This is a genomic window from Nesterenkonia sp. LB17 (assembly GCF_022565915.1).
In the GTDB taxonomy this organism is placed as follows: domain Bacteria; phylum Actinomycetota; class Actinomycetes; order Actinomycetales; family Micrococcaceae; genus Nesterenkonia.
Window position 1 is genome coordinate 341,804 of sequence record NZ_JAJOYX010000002.1, and the last position, 15,895, is coordinate 357,698.

Sequence of the window (15,895 nt, forward strand, 5' to 3'; positions counted from 1 at the left end):
ACGTTGACACCATCTAAAGCGCTCCTCGAGCACGTCGAGGCGATCAACTGGAACCGCCTCGAAGACGAGAAGGACAGCGAAGTCTGGAACCGCCTGGTCAACAACTTCTGGCTGCCGGAAAAGATCCCGCTGTCCAACGACGTCCAGTCCTGGGCGACGCTGACCGAAGAGGAGAAGACCCTCACCATGCGGGTCTTCACCGGGCTGACCCTGCTGGACACCATCCAGGGCACCGTGGGTGCGGTGGCGCTGATCCCGCACGCACTGACCCAGCACGAGGAGGCGGTGATGACCAACATCTCCTTCATGGAGTCGGTCCACGCCAAGTCCTACTCACAGATCTTCTCCACGCTGTGCTCCACCAAGGAGATCGACGAGGCCTTCCGCTGGTCCAAGGAGAACGCGAACCTGCAGCGTAAGGCGCAGATCGTGATGGACTACTACCACGGCGATGACGGGCTGAAGAAGCGGGTGGCCTCCACCATCTTGGAGTCCTTCCTCTTCTATTCCGGGTTCTACCTGCCCATGCACTGGTCCTCGCGCGCCAAGCTGACCAACACCGCAGACATCATCCGGCTGATCATCCGCGACGAGGCCGTGCACGGGTACTACATCGGCTACAAGTACCAGCGGGCGCTGGAGCGCGAGACTCCGGAGCGCCAGCAGGAGCTCAAGGACTACACCTACGAGCTCATGTACGAGCTCTACGAGAACGAGCTGCAGTACACCCACGACCTCTACGACGGCGTGGGCCTCAGCGAGGATGTGAAGAAGTTCCTGCATTACAACGCCAACAAGGCCCTGATGAACCTGGGCTATGAGGCGATGTTCCCCAAGGAGCTCACCGACGTGAACCCCGCGATCCTCTCCGCGCTGAGCCCGAACGCCGATGAGAATCACGACTTCTTCTCCGGCTCTGGATCCTCCTACGTGATCGGCAAGGCCGAGGAGACCGAAGACGACGACTGGGACTTCTGATCCGCCCACCGGCTGACAGATCTCGCCAGACACACATCGCATGACAGACACAGGGCCGCTCCAGGTCTACCGACAGCGCGCAAGCCACGGCGCCGAGGCTGACCTCGAGCTGGCCCTGACTCTGCTGCAGCGCACCCGCGCCGCGAAGGCCCTCCGCATCCGGGACTCTCAGAGCGACGGCGGGATCGCACCGTTGTTGCGGCTCTACCGTCCAGAACCCACGGTGGCCTTCGGACAGCGCGACCAGCGGCTGCCGGGATTCGCCGCGGCTGCCCAGGGCTGCCGCGAGGAGGGCTTCACTCCGCTGGTCCGTCGCGCCGGGGGTCGTGCGGCGGCCTATCATCCGGGTTCCCTGGTCATCGACCACATCGAGCCGGACCCCGATCCGATCCGTGCATCCCAGACCCGGTTCACCGAGTTCGGCGAGCTTCTGCGCGAAGCACTGGAGACGGCGGGGGTCTCGGCCCGCCTGGGACCCATCCCCGGCGAATACTGCCCGGGCGACCATTCGATCCACGGCATCTCGAGGGTGGATCCTGACCTCAGGATCAAGCTCATCGGGACCGCCCAGCGGGTCATCAGCTCGGGCTGGCTCTTCTCCTCCTCGATCATAGTCGAGGACGGAGCATCGATTCGTCGGGTGCTGTCCCGCGCCTATGCGGCTCTGGGGCTTCCCTGGGACCCGCTGACCGCCGGTGCGATCACCGATCTCGGCGTGGACACCACCGTGGAGAACATCGAAGCCGCGGTGCTCCAGGTCTACCGCCGGCACTGGTCGCTGGAAGAGATCGACGAACCCTCGCCGACCCCTCCCAGCGTCAATGCGCGCCGTTGATCAGTGCCCGCAGCTGATCACTCCCTGCGGCTGATCACCCTGCGCGTCCGATCACTCTCCGCGATCGATCCATTCCTGCAGCTGCGGCGACTCGGCACCGATGGAGGTCGACGGGCCGTGCCCGGTGTTGACCACCGTCTCGGCCGGCAGCTCCTGGAACAGTCGAGTCCGGATCGACTCGATGATCGTCTCGAAGCTGGAGTAGGACCGACCGGTGGCGCCGGGACCGCCGGAGAACAGCGTGTCTCCGGAGAACAGCACCGGTTGTGTTGCGCCGTCGGGGCCGGTCAGCGCCTCGGAGTAGAAGCAGGTGGACCCGGGGGAGTGGCCCGGGGTGTGGATCGCCACCAGGGTGGCGTCTCCCACGGTGAACACGTCGCCATCGCCGATGTGCACATCCGGCACGGTGCCCCCATGCACGGAGTCCCAGAGCATCTGATCCTCCGGGTTCAGATGGATCCTGCCGCCCAGGCGCTTCTGCACCTCCAGAGCCTGGCTGATGTGATCGTCATGCCCATGGGTCAGCAGGATCGCGCTCACGGCACGTTCCCCCACGGCCTTGGCCACGGCGTCGGCGTCGTGGGCGGGATCGATGATGATGACCTCGTTCGCATCGCCGATGATCCAGACGTTGTTGTCCACATCCCAGGTTCCGCCGTCGAGCGAGAACGTTCCGGAGGTGACGAGATTCTCAAAGCTGGTGCTCATGGGATTCCTCAATTCTGGGTGGAGGACTGAAGCTCGACGACCGAGCGCAGCACCTCGCCGCGGTTCATCGTGTCGAAGGCTTCCTGGACCTGGTCGAGGCTGACGCGTTCGGTGACGAAGGCGTCGAGGTCGAGGTTGCCGTTGCGGTAGTGGCTCACCAGCATCGGGAAGTCCCGGGAGGGCAGGCAGTCGCCGTACCAGGAGGACTTCAGCGATCCGCCGCGGCCGAAGAAGTCGGCCAGCGGAAGCTCCAGGGTGTGTGAGGGATCGGGAACCCCGACGAGCACCACCCGTCCGGCGAGGTCGCGGGCATAGAACGCCTGCTTGTACGTCTCTGGTCGGCCCACGGCGTCGATGACCACATCAGCGCCGAAGCCGCCGGTCAGCTCGCGGATGGTCTCGACCGCGTCGGACTCTTTCGAGTTGATGGTGTGGGTTGCGCCGAGGTCGGCCGCCTTGGCAAGCTTCCGGTCGTCCAGGTCCACGGCGATGATGGTGGTGGCCCCGGCCAGCTTCGCGCCGAGCACCGCGGCGGTGCCGACTCCGCCGGCGCCGATCACAGCGACAGACTCGCCGCGCTTGACCTCGCCGGTGTTGATCGCTGCGCCGATTCCGGCCATGATTCCGCAGCCCAGCAGGCCCACGGCTGCATTGGACTCGGCGGGCAGGTCCTGGATCACGGTGCACTGTCCGGCGGCGACCAGGGTCTTCTCCGCGAAGGCGCCGATTCCCAGCGCGGCCTCCAGCGGGGTGCCGTCGGTGAGCGTCATCTGCTGCTGCGCGTTGTGGGTGTCGAAGCAGTACTTCGGCTCGCCCTTGCGGCAGGCGCGGCACTCGCCGCAGACAGCTCGCCAGTTCAGGATGACGGTGTCACCGACAGTCACATTGGTCACGCCTTCGCCGATCTTTGAGACCCGGCCGGTGGCTTCGTGGCCCAGCAGGTACGGGAAGTTGTCGCCCACCTCGCCCTGCTGGTAGTGCTGATCGGTCTGACACACGCCGCAGGTGAGGACATCGACGACGACCTCACCAGCGATCGGGTCCGGCACGATGATCTGCTCGAGAACGGCGGGGCCGTTCTTCTCTTTGACGACGACGGCACTAACGGTCTGGGACATTGCCAGCTCCTAAATATCTGCAGGTCACACGTTCGGCGTGTCTTGCACGCCGGTTTCCACGATATCTCAGGAGCCCGACGGTGCTCCTCAGCCGGTGAAGACCTGAGGGAACTGCACGATGATGCTGCCCAGCACCACCAGGTAGATCAGCGCGATGACCACCCACCACCAGTCAGCGGAGAGCTTCTGCAGTCCGGTGCCCGCGGGCAGGGCGCCGGTGGCGATGTTGCGAGCGGTGACGACCACGAACATCGGGATGACCGCTGCCCAGACCACCATGCAGTAGGGGCAGAGCGCGCCGATGACGAACACCGCCTGGGACCACAGCCAGATGCAGAAGATCAGCGCGAAGGTCACGCCGGCCTGCAGCCCCAGCCAGTACCAGCGCGGAAGCGGGACCCGGCTCAGGATGGTCACGGCGACAAGGATCGCCATCGGGAAGCCGATCACGCCCAGGAAGATGTTCGGGAAGCCGAAGCTGGAAGCCTGCCAGGAGTCCATCACGAGCCCGCAGGAGACCCAGGGGTTGATGTCGCAGGCGGTGGTGTAGTCAGCGTCGCGCCAGAGCTGGACGCGCTCATACATCAGCAGCCCGCTGGCCACCGCGGCGATGACCGAGGTCAGCAGCAGCCAGAGGCCCACCGATCGTGTGGAGGCGACGGCGGGACGAATCAGCTGCTCAGTCGGGTAAAGGGCCATGCGGGGATTCTACGCAAGATATCTGGAGGGGTATGCGATACTGAGTTGCATCGGCGAGCGGACCACACCCGCAGACCGAGAAGGCTTGCACGCCATCACCTGGGCCTCAGCGATGCCGCTGTGAGAAACGGTCACAGCAGAGGCCGGGGAGTGATGAGCAGCCACTGGAAGGCCGCGCAGAGCGCGCTCCGAGAATGGGAGCAGCGCCCGGAAAGCCAGTGCAGCTAGGAACATAGGTTTGAGACAACATCAATAAGTGGAATGAGCAGGTCGCACCCTTTGTGAGAGCCAGGGTCAACGCGACCGGCTGAATCCACCTAAGCAGAGCCGCAGACGCGGTGAGTGTGGCACCGTGGGAGCGGTCAGGAGCAACTCCATAATGTCCCACCCCGAGACCCCCGCAGACGACGCAGCGGGCAGCAACGACATCTTCAATCCCTTCAGTGCGCCGCAGCCGTCGCCGGAGAGCTCCGAGCCCTCCCGCAGCGCCGCAGAGGCGGAGTCGGCCCAGGAGCCCAGAGCAGCCGTTCAGGACGACGCCGTCAACGTCCTGTTCCAGGCGCCGGATCTGGCCACGGTCAAGCCACGGACCCCGGCGAAGACCCGCAGCGCCGACACCGAGGACTCCGACTCCCAGGACGAGGACCAGCCTGAGTCCGGATCACGCCGGCGCGGTTCGCGACGCAGCGGCTCCAACGCGGGAAGCCCGTCCAAGGACGACTCGGCTTCGCGCAGGGGCGACCGGTCCGCCAGTGATGGTGACCCCAGCTCTGGCGCCCAGGACCGTCCAGGACAGGACCGTTCAGCACAGGGCGGTGACTCGGCGAACAGCGATTCCCAGGGCCGCGACTCACAGAACAGCAGCTCCCAGGATGGGGACTCCGAGGACGACGAGTCCCAGGACTGGGATGCGCAGTCCGAGGACGACCAGGACGGTGACGGCCAGGGCCGTCGCTCGCGCCGCAAGCGTCGCCGCGGCGGTCGGAACAAGAACCGCAGCTCCGAAGACTCCAGCGACTCCGACTCGTCGGACTCGCAGAGCTCAGCGGGGGACTCCGCGGACCAGCGGGACTCTGCGCGGCAGAACGGCTCGAAGAACTCCGAGTCCAAGAACGGCGACTCCAAGGACGGCGAGTCCGGCGACGGGTCCGGTTCGCAGAGCCGCTCCGAGCGGGAGACCAGCTCCGCGGACGATGACGAGCCGGTGATCCGCAAGCGCCGTCGTCGTCGTCGCGGCAGCGCCGACCTGGAGGTCGAGTCCAACGAAGATGACGCCCACACCGTGACCCGGGTCCGCGCGCCGCGCGAGGCCGCTGAGGCTCCGGTCTCGGACAAGGTCACCGGGCTCAAGGGCTCCACCCGGCTCGAGGCCAAGCGGCAGCGCCGGCGGTCCTCCCGGGACACCGGACGCCGCCGGCAGGTCATCACCGAGGCCGAGTTCCTGGCGCGCCGCGAGTCCGTGGACCGCAAGATGATCGTGCGCCAGCGCGGCGAGCGAATCCAGATCGGCGTGCTCGAGGACGGCGTGCTCGCAGAGCACTACGTCTCGCACACCACCCAGGATTCGCTGATCGGCAACGTCTACCTCGGCAAGGTCCAGAACGTGCTGCCCTCCATGGAGGCCGCCTTCGTGGACATCGGCCGCGGCCGCAACGCCGTGCTCTACGCCGGTGAGGTCGACTGGGCCGCGTCCCGTCTGAGCGGAGGCCCGCGCAAGATCGAGAACGCGCTGAAGTCCGGGGACTCGGTGCTCGTCCAGGTCACCAAGGACCCGGTCGGACACAAGGGAGCCCGGCTGACCAGCCAGATCTCGCTGCCCGGTCGCTACCTGGTCTTCGTGCCCGGCGGTTCGATGACCGGCATCTCGCGGAAGCTGCCCGACACCGAGCGCGCCCGGCTGAAGAAGGTCCTCAAGGACCACATGCCCGACAACGCCGGCGTGATCGTGCGCACGGCTGCGGAAGGCGCCTCCGAGGAGGAGCTGACCAACGACATCAACCGGCTGCGCTCGCTCTGGGAGCAGATCCAGCGCCAGTCCGATGACAAGAAGGTGCTGGCACCGGAGCTCTTCTACGCCGAGCCCGACCTGACCATCAAGGTGGTCCGTGACGTCTTCAACGAAGACTTCTCCTCCATGGAGGTCCAGGGTGACGAGACCTGGGACAACATCGAGGCGTACGTCACCTATGTGGCTCCGCACCTGCTCGACCGGCTCCAGCAGTGGATCCCGGAGGAGCAGCAGGCCGACGACATCTTCTCCCACCACCGGATCGACGAGCAGCTGAACAAGGCGCTGGACCGCAAGGTCAACCTGCCCTCCGGCGGCTCGCTGGTCTTCGACCGCACCGAAGCCATGACCGTGGTCGACGTCAACACCGGCAAGTTCGTCGGCTCCGGCGGCAACCTCGAGGAGACCGTCACCAAGAACAACCTCGAAGCCGCCGAAGAGCTCGTCCGGCAGCTGCGCCTGCGCGACATCGGCGGGATCATCGTGGTCGACTTCATCGACATGGTCCTCGAGGTCAACCGCGATCTGGTGCTGCGCCGACTGGTCGAGTGCCTGGGCCGAGACCGCACCAAGCACCAGGTCGCTGAGGTGACCTCGCTGGGTCTGATCCAGATGACCCGCAAGCGCATGGGCACCGGCCTGCTGGAGGTCTTCTCCGAAGACTGCGAGCACTGCGCTGGACGCGGCGTGATCACCCACGCCGAACCGATCGAGCACGGTGGATCCTTCACCTCGCACGGGGACCCGCAGAAGGCCCGGGCGCCGAAGAAGCGGCGCAAGGCCAAGGGTCGCCGCCCCGAGGATGACAACGACTCCCAGCAGTCCACCCCCGAGGTCAGTGCCGAGGAGAAGGAGCGGCAGGAGAAGGCCCGCCAGGCACTGGCCCAGGTCGCCGCGGCCACCGCGTCGAAGCACGCCGAGGAGGAGCAGCGCTCCACCGGGGATCGCGACAAGAACACTGACGCCGGTGCCGAGCAGGGCTCCGCGAAGAACGCCGAGACGGGTGCTGACCGCAACGACGGCGACCGCTCTGCCGAGAACGCTCAGTCCGGCTCCACGTCAGGGTCCCGTCCGGCACGCCGCAGGGGACGACGCAGCGCCAGCCAGCCCGCTGGCAGCGCGGGGTCGAGCACTCCGGCTGACTCCGGCGCAGCTGATTCCGGTGCAGCGAAGACCGACAGCGTGAAGACCGGCACGGCCAAGTCCGACGCCGCGGCAGCGGCTCCGGCCGAGGCCTCCGGCGAGAAGGTGCTCAAGATCGGCGGCGAGGAGGTTCCGCTTCCGCGCGCCGAGAAGCGCGAGCAGAAGGCGCCCGCCTCCGCAGGCGCCTCCAGCCAGGACAAGCAGGCCTCGCTCGACACCCTGGGTCAGGCGCTGGACTCGCGTGAACCGCGCAGCCCGGCACCGGCCCGTCGCCGTCGTCGTGCCGCCGGATCGGTCCAGGGCGCCTCCGGCGAGGTGCAGCAGATCGCCGCCGCGCAGAAGCCTGAGGGCAAGACCTTCTCCTCGGCGCAGGCCGAGCAGGGATCTGCCGAGACCGCGACGAAGAAGCCGGCGACTGAGCCGGTGATGCTCGGCGTAGGGGTCAAGGCCGAGGAGATCTCCCGCCCCGAGTAGCCAGCGGGCCGGGCCTGCTCCACCCGCTGGGTGGATCGGGCTCGGCCAACTTGCTGTCCCAGGGGTCCTCGCGTAAGGTTGACCCTTGGTGTTATAAGCACCAACATGTCTTCCGCGCAGATCGGCGGAGAGTCTCTGCAGAGAGAATTCACCGCTGATATGCGCGATTGGTTTAGTCCGAAATGATCATCGAGAGAAGTGAGTCCCAAGTGGTGTACGCGATTGTCCGCGCTGGCGGCCGCCAGGAAAAGGTTTCCGTTGGAGACCTCGTGACCGTTGACCGAGTTCCGGGCGCGGCAGGCAGCACCATTAAGCTGCCGGCAGTGATGCTGGTGGACGGGGACAAGGTCACTACCGCAGCAGATGAGCTCGCCAAGATCTCGGTCGAGGCCGAGGTCCTGGAGAACTTCCGCGGTAAGAAGATCGTCATTGAGAAGTTCAAGAACAAGACCGGCTACCGCAAGCGCCAGGGTCACCGTTCTGAGCTCACCCGCATCAAGGTGACCTCGATCGCCTGAGGCGATCAAGGTTCGCAGTTTCCCCGTTCTTCCCGAGAGGTAGGCAGACCCAATGGCACATAAAAAAGGTGCGAGCTCGACTCGCAACGGCCGCGATTCCAACGCCCAGTACCTGGGCGTGAAGCGCTTCGGCGGTCAGAACGTCTCCGCTGGTGAGATCCTGATCCGCCAGCGCGGCACCAAGTTCCACCCCGGCGTCAACGTCGGACGCGGTGGCGACGACACCCTCTTCGCACTCGCAGAAGGCGCCGTCGAGTTCGGCAGCCGTCGCGGTCGGAAGGTCGTCAACATCGTCCCAGCAGCCTGATCCAGGCCTGCACAGACGTTTCGCACGTAAAGTCGAGGGTGGGCCCACTTGATGGGCCCACCCTCGACTTGTCTTAAGTCAGAATTTTCTTCAAGGAGTCTCCAGCCATGGCACATTTCGTCGACCGAGTGGTCCTCCACACCACGGGCGGTAACGGTGGCCACGGCTGCGTCTCCGTGCACCGCGAGAAGTTCAAGCCCCTCGGCGGGCCCGACGGCGGCAACGGCGGCGACGGCGGCTCCGTGGTCCTCGTGGTCGACCCGCAGACCACCACCCTGCTGGAGTACCACCACCGTCCGCATCGCCACGGCGAGAACGGCGGCGTCGGCCAGGGCGACCTCCGGCACGGCACCCGCGGTCCCGTGCTGGAGCTGCCCGTGCCCGAGGGCACCGTGGTCAAGGACCGGGACGGCCGGGTCCTCGCCGACCTCGTCGAACCCGGTGCCCGCTACACGATCTCCGAAGGCGGACAGGGCGGTCTCGGCAACGCCTCACTGTCCTCGAAGAAGCGCAAGGCCCCCGGCTTCGCCCTGCTCGGCACCCCCGGTGAGGCGAACGACATCGTCCTGGAGCTGAAGTCCGTCGCGGACATCGCCCTGGTCGGATTCCCCTCCGCCGGCAAGTCCAGCCTGATCGCCGCGATGAGCGCCGCGCGGCCCAAGATCGCTGACTACCCCTTCACCACCCTGGTGCCCAACCTGGGCGTCGTCGAAGCCGGTGAGACCCGGTTCACCGTGGCTGATGTGCCCGGACTGATCCCCGGCGCCGCCGAGGGCAAGGGCCTGGGACACGAGTTCCTGCGCCACGTGGAGCGCTGCGCCGCGCTGGTGCACGTGCTCGACTGCGCCTCGCTGGAGAGCGACCGCGATCCGCTGGGCGATCTCGACGCCATCGAGGCCGAGCTCGCCGCCTACGCCCCGGACAAGGTCGAAGGCGCCGGCGGCACCGAGGACAACTCCTCCAACGCGGTTCCGCTCAACGAGCGCCCACGCCTGGTCGCGCTGAACAAGACCGACCTGCCCGACGGTGCCGCGATGGCTGAGATGGTGCGCGCCGAGCTCACCGGCCGCGGCTACCGGGTCTTCGACGTCTCCGCACTGAACCGCGACGGACTGCGCGATCTCGGCTTCGCCATGGCCGAACTGGTCCTCGAGGCGCGCGCCCAGCGCGAGATCGAACCCGCCCCGGTGCCGGTCACCGTGCGGCCACGCGCGGTGAACCGCAAGCAGTTCACCGTCACCGCGGAGTCCAAGGGCGGCGAGCCGCTGTGGCGCGTGCGCGGGGACAAGCCCGAGCGCTGGATCCTGCAGACCGACTTCGGCAACGACGAGGCCGTCGGCTACCTCGCCGACCGCCTGGTCGCCGTCGGCATCGAGGACGAGCTCTTCAAGCAGGGCGCCAAGCCCGGCGAGGCCGTGGTCATCGGCTCCGAGGAGGACGGCGTGGTCTTCGACTGGGAGCCCACCATGGCTGCCGGTGCCGAGCACCTGGGCGGTCCTCGCGGCACCGATCTGCGCCTGGACGACCATTCCCGGCCCACCCGTGCGGAGAAGAAGCAGGAGCAGGCAGACCGCCGCGCCGCGAAGGTCGCCACCCGCGCCGAGATGGACGTGGAGTACCGCTCCCAGGCCGGCGCGCCCACCAAGCGCAAGGACGACGGCGCGCCCACCAGCGTCACCGATGAGGACGGCGTGGAGATCTTCTACCCGCACGGCAATCCTGACGACCTGCAGGACGAGGGCTTCGGCACTGATGAGGCGGAGGCCGACCAGCGATGAGCACGCCCCGGCTGACCGAATCGATGGTCACCGCCCGCACAGACCTGGTCAACGCCAGGCGCGTGGTGGTGAAGATCGGCTCCTCCTCGCTGACCACCCTTGACGGGGGGATCTCCGTGGACGCGCTGAATCGGCTGGTCGCGGATCTGCAGGTGCTGCGTGCGCGCGGCACCGAGGTCGTGCTGGTCTCCTCCGGTGCGATCGCCGCGGGCCTGGCCCCGCTGGGTCTGGGCACCCGGCCGGCCGACCTCGCCACCCAGCAGGCTGCGGCGGCCGTCGGCCAGGGGCTGCTGCTGGCGCACTACACCCGGGCCTTCGCCCAGTATCAGACCACCGTCTCGCAGGTGCTGCTGACCGTGGAGGACCTGATGCGGCGCACCCAGTACACCAACGCGCTGCGCACCCTGGAGAAGCTGCTCAGCCTCGGAGCGGTCCCGGTGATCAACGAGAACGACGCGGTGGCCACCCACGAGATCCGCTTCGGCGACAATGACCGGCTCGCCGCGCTGACCGCGAACCTGCTCCGCGCGGACGCGCTGATCCTGCTCTCCGACGTGGACGCCCTCTACGACGGGCCGCCGGAACAGGGCGGCTCACCGGTCTCCCATGTCTCCGGTCCCGAGGACCTGACCGGGGTGACACTGGGCCGCCGCGGGAAGGCCGGCGTCGGCACCGGGGGCATGGTGACCAAGGTCGAAGCCGCCCAGATCGTCGCCTCCAGCGGCATCCCGGCGCTGCTGACCTCCGCGCCGAACGCCCGCCGGCTCTTCCACGGCGAAGACGTGGGCACCTTCTTCGAGGCCAGGGGACGACGCCGCGGCGCCCGGTCCGCCTGGATCGCCCACCTGGCCCACCCCAAGGGCCGGCTGAGCATCGACGACGGGGCTGTCGCCGCCGTCGTCGAAGGTCGACGCTCACTGCTGCCGGCCGGGATCCTCGCCCTGACCGGGGACTTCGAGGCTTCGGACCCGGTGGAGATCACCGACCGGGCCGGCACCGTGCGGGCCAGGGGACTGGTGGGGTACTCCTCCACCGAGCTCCCGCAGATGCTCGGGCGCTCCACCGCCGAGCTGGGCACCGACCTGGGGCCGGAATATGAACGTGCAGTGATTCACGCAGATGACATCGTCCGCATCGAGACTAGGCTGTGAGCATGGCAGACCAGCAGAAGACCCAGCAGCCCGAGACCAGCTCCGCGAAGGACGACTCCGAGGAGACGGTGAAGGACGTCCCGGGTGAGACCCCGAAGGACGTCCCGCAGGAGGTCGCCGACGGCATCAGCGCAGTCGCCGAGCGCGCCCGCGAAGCATCCCGGGGTCTCCGCGGCCTCGACCGCGAGCACAAGGACCGGACCCTGGCTGCAGTGGCCTCCGGCCTTCGCGAGTCCGTCGTCTCCCTCACCGAGGCGAATCATGAAGACCTCGAGCGAGGCCGCGAAGCAGGACTCAGCCGCTCGCTGCTGGACCGGCTGGCGCTGAGCCAGGAACGCATCGAGGCCCTCGCCGCATCCGTCGAAGAGATCATGGGCCTCAGCGACCCCGTCGGTCGGGTGCTGCAGGGCCGCACGCTGCCCAACGGGCTGCGCCTGACCCAGGTCAGCGTTCCGCTCGGAGTGATGGGAGTGATCTACGAGGCCCGCCCCAACGTGACCGTGGACATCGCAGCCCTCGGGCTCAAGTCCGGCAACGCCGTGATCCTGCGCGGCGGGTCCGCCGCGCAGAAGACCAACGAGATGCTGCTGGCGATCATCCGCGACGCGCTGCGCACGACCGCGGTGCCCGTCGACGCGGTGCAGTCCATCGACAGCTTCGGACGCGAGGGTGCCACCGCGCTGATGACCCAGCGCGGCTCCGTCGACGTGCTCATCCCGCGCGGAGGCCGGGAACTGATCCAGCACGTGGTGCAGAACTCAAGAGTGCCGGTGATCGAGACCGGTGAGGGCAACGTGCACATCTACATCGACGCCCACGCCGACGCGGAGACCGCACGCAACATCGTGGTCAACGCCAAGACATCGCGGCCCAGCGTCTGCAACGCCGCCGAGACCCTGCTCCTGCATGTCCACGCCGCCGAGGCCGGCCAGGAGGTCCTGCGCGGGCTGCTGCGCAGCGGCGTGAACCTGCACGTGGACGCGCGTGCCCGCGAATGGCTGCCCGCCACCCAGCCGGAGAGCCTCACCGAGGATCCGGTGAAGTTCGGCACCGTCACCGAGGTCACCGAAGACGACTACGCCACCGAGTACCACGATCTGGAGATGGCCGTCGGAGTGGTGGACTCACTCGATGACGCCATCGCCCACATCACCCGCTTCTCCACCGGGCACACCGAGGCGATCGTCACCGACTCGGTGGCCAACGCCGACCGGTTCGTCGCCGAGGTCGATGCCGCGGCCGTGATCGTCAACGCGTCCACCCGCTTCACCGACGGCGGGCAGTTCGGCCTCGGTGCGGAGGTCGGCATCTCCACCCAGAAGATGCACGCCCGCGGGCCCATGGGGATGGCCGAGCTGACCACCACCAAGTGGATCGTCCGCGGCGAGGGCCAGGTCCGCGCCTGATTCCCGTACACTGGGGATCGATAAATCCACGTTCATCCCACCTGAGGGAGAAGCATGTTCAACCTGCACGTCATCGCCACAGTTCTCGGCGCCGAGGAGCCCAGCGCGCTGCCGATCGAAGCGCACTGGTTCGGCATCATCATGTTCGTCCTGCTGATGTTCCTGCTGCTGATCACCATGAGCTTCGCCGATAAGGGCCGCCAGCTGCCCGCGGCACCGCACAGCGATCACTGACCCTCTTGGCGCAACGTCACCCGCGCGTCGCGGCGACCTCTGAGCGTGCTCCAGGTCCGCTGCGACTGGGGATCATGGGTGGCACCTTCGACCCGATCCATCACGGTCACCTGGTCGCGGCCAGCGAGGTGGCAACAGAGTTTTCCCTCGATGAGGTCATCTTCGTCCCCACGGGGGAGCCGTGGCAGAAGGCGGGCCGTGAGGTCGCGCCCGCTGAGCATCGCTACCTGCTGACCGTGGTCGCCACGGCCGCAAATCCTCGTTTCACCGTGTCCCGCGTGGACATCGACCGCGGGGGAGCGACGTACACCATCGACACCCTGCGCGACTTTCGCGAGATGTACCCCGATGCTGAGCTGTTCTTCATCACCGGTGCCGATGCGATGGCCCAGATCATGTCCTGGAAGAACGTCGATGAGCTCTGGGAGCTCGCGCACTTCGTCTCGGTGACCCGTCCCGGGTACATCTCCGAGGACTTCGGCCGGACCGATGAGATCTCCCTGATGGAGATCCCGGCGATGGCGATCTCCTCCACGGACTGCCGCGAACGCGTCCGCGCCGAGAAGCCGGTCTGGTACCTGGTGCCCGACGGCGTGGTGCAATACATCGCCAAGCACCGGCTGTACCAACCAGATTCAGCGGACCCCGCGCGTTGAGTGCTCCGCACCCTCACGCCTCGGCATACGATGGACATCGGTGCTCCACCGTTGAGACCGATTTGATCCAGGGCAACGTCCCTACTCGGGCAGCACTGTCTGGCCGGGGACTTCAGGAGGCCGCACGATGACCGCAGAGAACACCGAGCTGAACGACGCGTCAGACGGCGAAGATCTGCGCGCCCGGTACCTTCCGGTCTCCCGCAAGGAGCTGCGCCGTCAGCGCGAAGCTGAGCTCGCCCAGAAGCGCACCGGAAAGCGTCGTGCGCCGAAGCGGGTCATCGACGGGGTCTCAGCCGACGCGACCGCGCCGGAGAGTGGCCTTGGATCCCCCGAGGCCGCTGAATCCCTCAACGACGCCGAGCCCGGCGCCGTCGGCGGGTCCGGCACAGCCCCCGCGTTCACGACCGGTTCCGAGTCCACCAGCGGATCCAGCTCCAGCACAGCGCCTGCCGCCGCCTGGGAATTCTCCCTCCCAGCGCCTTCCACCCAGGACTCCACACCCGTTTCGGCAGCCGTGGCGGCTGCTGAGGCTGACCACTCGGAATCTCAGCAGCCTGAAGAGGCCGAGTTCTTCGGTGCCGAAGAGGGTGAGACGCCTGAGGATCGGGCAGAGACCGACTGGTCCGAAGCTGATCTCGCGGCCGAGGACAGGATCGCGGAGCTGCGGGAGCTCACCCAGGCCGTGGTCGCCGCCGATGATCCAGACCGAGTGGATCCCGAGCTGCTGAAGAAGCAGCAGGCCCTCGCAGCCCGGGCGATGCAGGCCAACCAGGAACGGCTGCGCAGGGAACAGGTCGAGGCGGACCGGGATGATGAGGAGCGGCGGCGTCCTCTGCGGCCCGAGTCCGACGTGATCACGCGCAAGACCCTGCGGGCTCACCTGGAATCTGATGAGCCCGCGGAGCCGACCGTCTACGCGACCGGATCCATCGAACCGATCCAGGCGCGCGGAGCCCACGGTCTCGAAATCGACGCGATGGTCGAACACAGCACACGTCAGGGAGCGCGTCAGTCCATGATGGGCTGGCTTGTGATCATTCTCGCCCTGCTGCTGATCATCACGGTCGGTGTTGTACTCTCATTCATCCTCTAAGCTTGGACGTCATGGCTATCACCGAACTAGTGCTCTCTGAACTCCGCACCGCGGCCTCTGCGGCTGCGGACAAACTCGCGACAAACATCGTCGGGCTGGACGTGGGGGAGCGGCTCGGCATCACCGACGCTTTCCTGGTCTGCTCGGCACCTTCTGAACGGCAGATCGGCGCCATCGTCGACGAGGTCGAGCGCCAGCTCAAAGAGGTCCACGACTCCTCACCGCTGCGCCGTGAAGGCCGCGGCACCGGTACCTGGGTGCTGCTGGACTACGGACACATGGTCGTCCATGTCCAGCATGAAGAAGAACGCGCGGTCTACGGCCTCGACAGGCTCTATGCCGATGTTGCCAAGGTCGACCTGCAGCTTCCTGATGCACCGTAGGTAGGGGCGCATAGCCCCAGGTCAGCGGCTGGGCCAGGCAATTCTCCGGAAGTTGGACGCCGATTTGCGCAGCGATTCGGGTTCACAGTACAGTAGGGGAGTTGCCGCGGCGCAGTTGCTGAGCCGGGGTGGTGATCTGGGGGTATGGCGCAGCTGGTAGCGCGTCCGCATGGCATGCGGAAGGTCAGGGGTTCGAATCCCCTTACCTCCACCAGAGCGAAGCAGGTCCGGAGTCCAACAGGACTCCGGACCTTTTTCGTATGCCTGCATGCCTCCCCGCTGACCTGGCTGTTCTCTCCGCGCCAAGCCGGCGCGCCGGGACCTGAGACGTGTCCTCGGTGAGGAGTAGGCTGGTGTCGATCGTCACAGCTGTCTCAGATCACAGCCAACCTCGGAGGTTTCC

At 67.1% G+C, this 15,895-nt stretch carries 15 protein-coding genes and 1 tRNA gene; 13 read left to right on the forward strand and 3 right to left on the reverse strand.

All coding sequences use genetic code 11. The annotated features are described in order from the left end of the window. The first annotated feature begins 3 nt into the window (after window positions 1–3). Both nrdF and LTH96_RS05390 read left to right on the forward strand, forming a co-directional pair. Window positions 4–978 carry a class 1b ribonucleoside-diphosphate reductase subunit beta gene (gene nrdF / locus LTH96_RS05385; protein ID WP_106123034.1) on the forward strand — a complete coding sequence of 325 codons (975 nt, stop codon included), beginning with the start codon at window positions 4–6 and terminating at the stop codon, window positions 976–978. A gap of 40 nt (window positions 979–1,018) precedes the next feature. After that, window positions 1,019–1,813, forward strand: a complete 795-nt coding sequence (locus tag LTH96_RS05390) for a lipoate--protein ligase family protein (protein ID WP_241464723.1) — start codon at window positions 1,019–1,021, stop codon at window positions 1,811–1,813. A gap of 51 nt (window positions 1,814–1,864) precedes the next feature. On the opposite strand, the gene LTH96_RS05395 is transcribed toward LTH96_RS05390, so the two are convergent. The 3 genes from LTH96_RS05395 to LTH96_RS05405 all read right to left on the reverse strand — a co-directional run bounded on the left by LTH96_RS05395 (window position 1,865) and on the right by LTH96_RS05405 (window position 4,338). Further along, on the reverse strand, window positions 1,865–2,521 hold the full coding sequence (locus LTH96_RS05395) for an MBL fold metallo-hydrolase (protein ID WP_241464724.1): 657 nt from the start codon (window positions 2,519–2,521) through the stop codon (window positions 1,865–1,867). A gap of 8 nt (window positions 2,522–2,529) precedes the next feature. Then, a complete protein-coding gene (locus LTH96_RS05400) occupies window positions 2,530–3,639 on the reverse strand; it encodes an S-(hydroxymethyl)mycothiol dehydrogenase (RefSeq protein WP_241464725.1) in 1,110 nt (369 codons plus the stop codon). A gap of 87 nt (window positions 3,640–3,726) precedes the next feature. Next, entirely contained in the window at window positions 3,727–4,338 is a 612-nt protein-coding gene (locus LTH96_RS05405) for a vitamin K epoxide reductase family protein (protein ID WP_241464726.1), read from the reverse strand. A 379-nt stretch (window positions 4,339–4,717) separates the two neighbouring features. On the opposite strand from LTH96_RS05405, the gene LTH96_RS05410 reads away from it, so the two are divergent. The 11 genes from LTH96_RS05410 (at window position 4,718) to LTH96_RS05460 (ending at window position 15,706) form a co-directional block, all read left to right on the forward strand. Next, entirely contained in the window at window positions 4,718–7,963 is a 3,246-nt protein-coding gene (locus LTH96_RS05410; protein WP_241464727.1) for an Rne/Rng family ribonuclease, read from the forward strand. Window positions 7,964–8,172: 209 nt separating this feature from the next. After that, window positions 8,173–8,481 (forward strand): 50S ribosomal protein L21, encoded by a 309-nt coding sequence (gene rplU, locus LTH96_RS05415; RefSeq protein WP_241465088.1) that lies wholly within the window; start codon window positions 8,173–8,175, stop codon window positions 8,479–8,481. A 52-nt stretch (window positions 8,482–8,533) separates the two neighbouring features. Further along, window positions 8,534–8,788, forward strand: coding sequence for a 50S ribosomal protein L27 (gene rpmA / locus LTH96_RS05420; RefSeq protein ID WP_036475435.1), 255 nt, complete (start codon window positions 8,534–8,536; stop codon window positions 8,786–8,788). Between the two features lie 107 nt (window positions 8,789–8,895). Then, window positions 8,896–10,566 (forward strand): GTPase ObgE, encoded by a 1,671-nt coding sequence (gene obgE / locus LTH96_RS05425; protein WP_241464728.1) that lies wholly within the window; start codon window positions 8,896–8,898, stop codon window positions 10,564–10,566. Then, window positions 10,563–11,717, forward strand: a complete 1,155-nt coding sequence (gene proB / locus LTH96_RS05430) for a glutamate 5-kinase (protein WP_241464729.1) — start codon at window positions 10,563–10,565, stop codon at window positions 11,715–11,717. Before obgE ends, proB begins: the two co-directional genes overlap by 4 nt. A gap of 2 nt (window positions 11,718–11,719) precedes the next feature. Continuing rightward, a complete protein-coding gene (locus LTH96_RS05435) occupies window positions 11,720–13,123 on the forward strand; it encodes a glutamate-5-semialdehyde dehydrogenase (protein WP_241464730.1) in 1,404 nt (467 codons plus the stop codon). Window positions 13,124–13,177: 54 nt separating this feature from the next. Next, window positions 13,178–13,357: a hypothetical protein gene (locus LTH96_RS05440; RefSeq protein ID WP_241464731.1), complete on the forward strand. Its 180-nt coding sequence runs from the start codon at window positions 13,178–13,180 to the stop codon at window positions 13,355–13,357. 59 nt (window positions 13,358–13,416) lie between these two features. Next, window positions 13,417–14,013: a nicotinate-nucleotide adenylyltransferase gene (nadD, locus tag LTH96_RS05445; RefSeq protein WP_255728037.1), complete on the forward strand. Its 597-nt coding sequence runs from the start codon at window positions 13,417–13,419 to the stop codon at window positions 14,011–14,013. 127 nt (window positions 14,014–14,140) lie between these two features. Next, the gene (locus LTH96_RS05450) at window positions 14,141–15,109 is read left to right on the forward strand and encodes a hypothetical protein (protein ID WP_241464732.1); all 969 of its coding nucleotides are present in this window, start codon (window positions 14,141–14,143) and stop codon (window positions 15,107–15,109) included. Between the two features lie 11 nt (window positions 15,110–15,120). Then, entirely contained in the window at window positions 15,121–15,492 is a 372-nt protein-coding gene (gene rsfS, locus LTH96_RS05455; protein ID WP_241464733.1) for a ribosome silencing factor, read from the forward strand. A gap of 138 nt (window positions 15,493–15,630) precedes the next feature. Next, window positions 15,631–15,706: transfer RNA gene (locus LTH96_RS05460), tRNA-Ala, on the forward strand. Window positions 15,707–15,895: the final 189 nt, after the last annotated feature.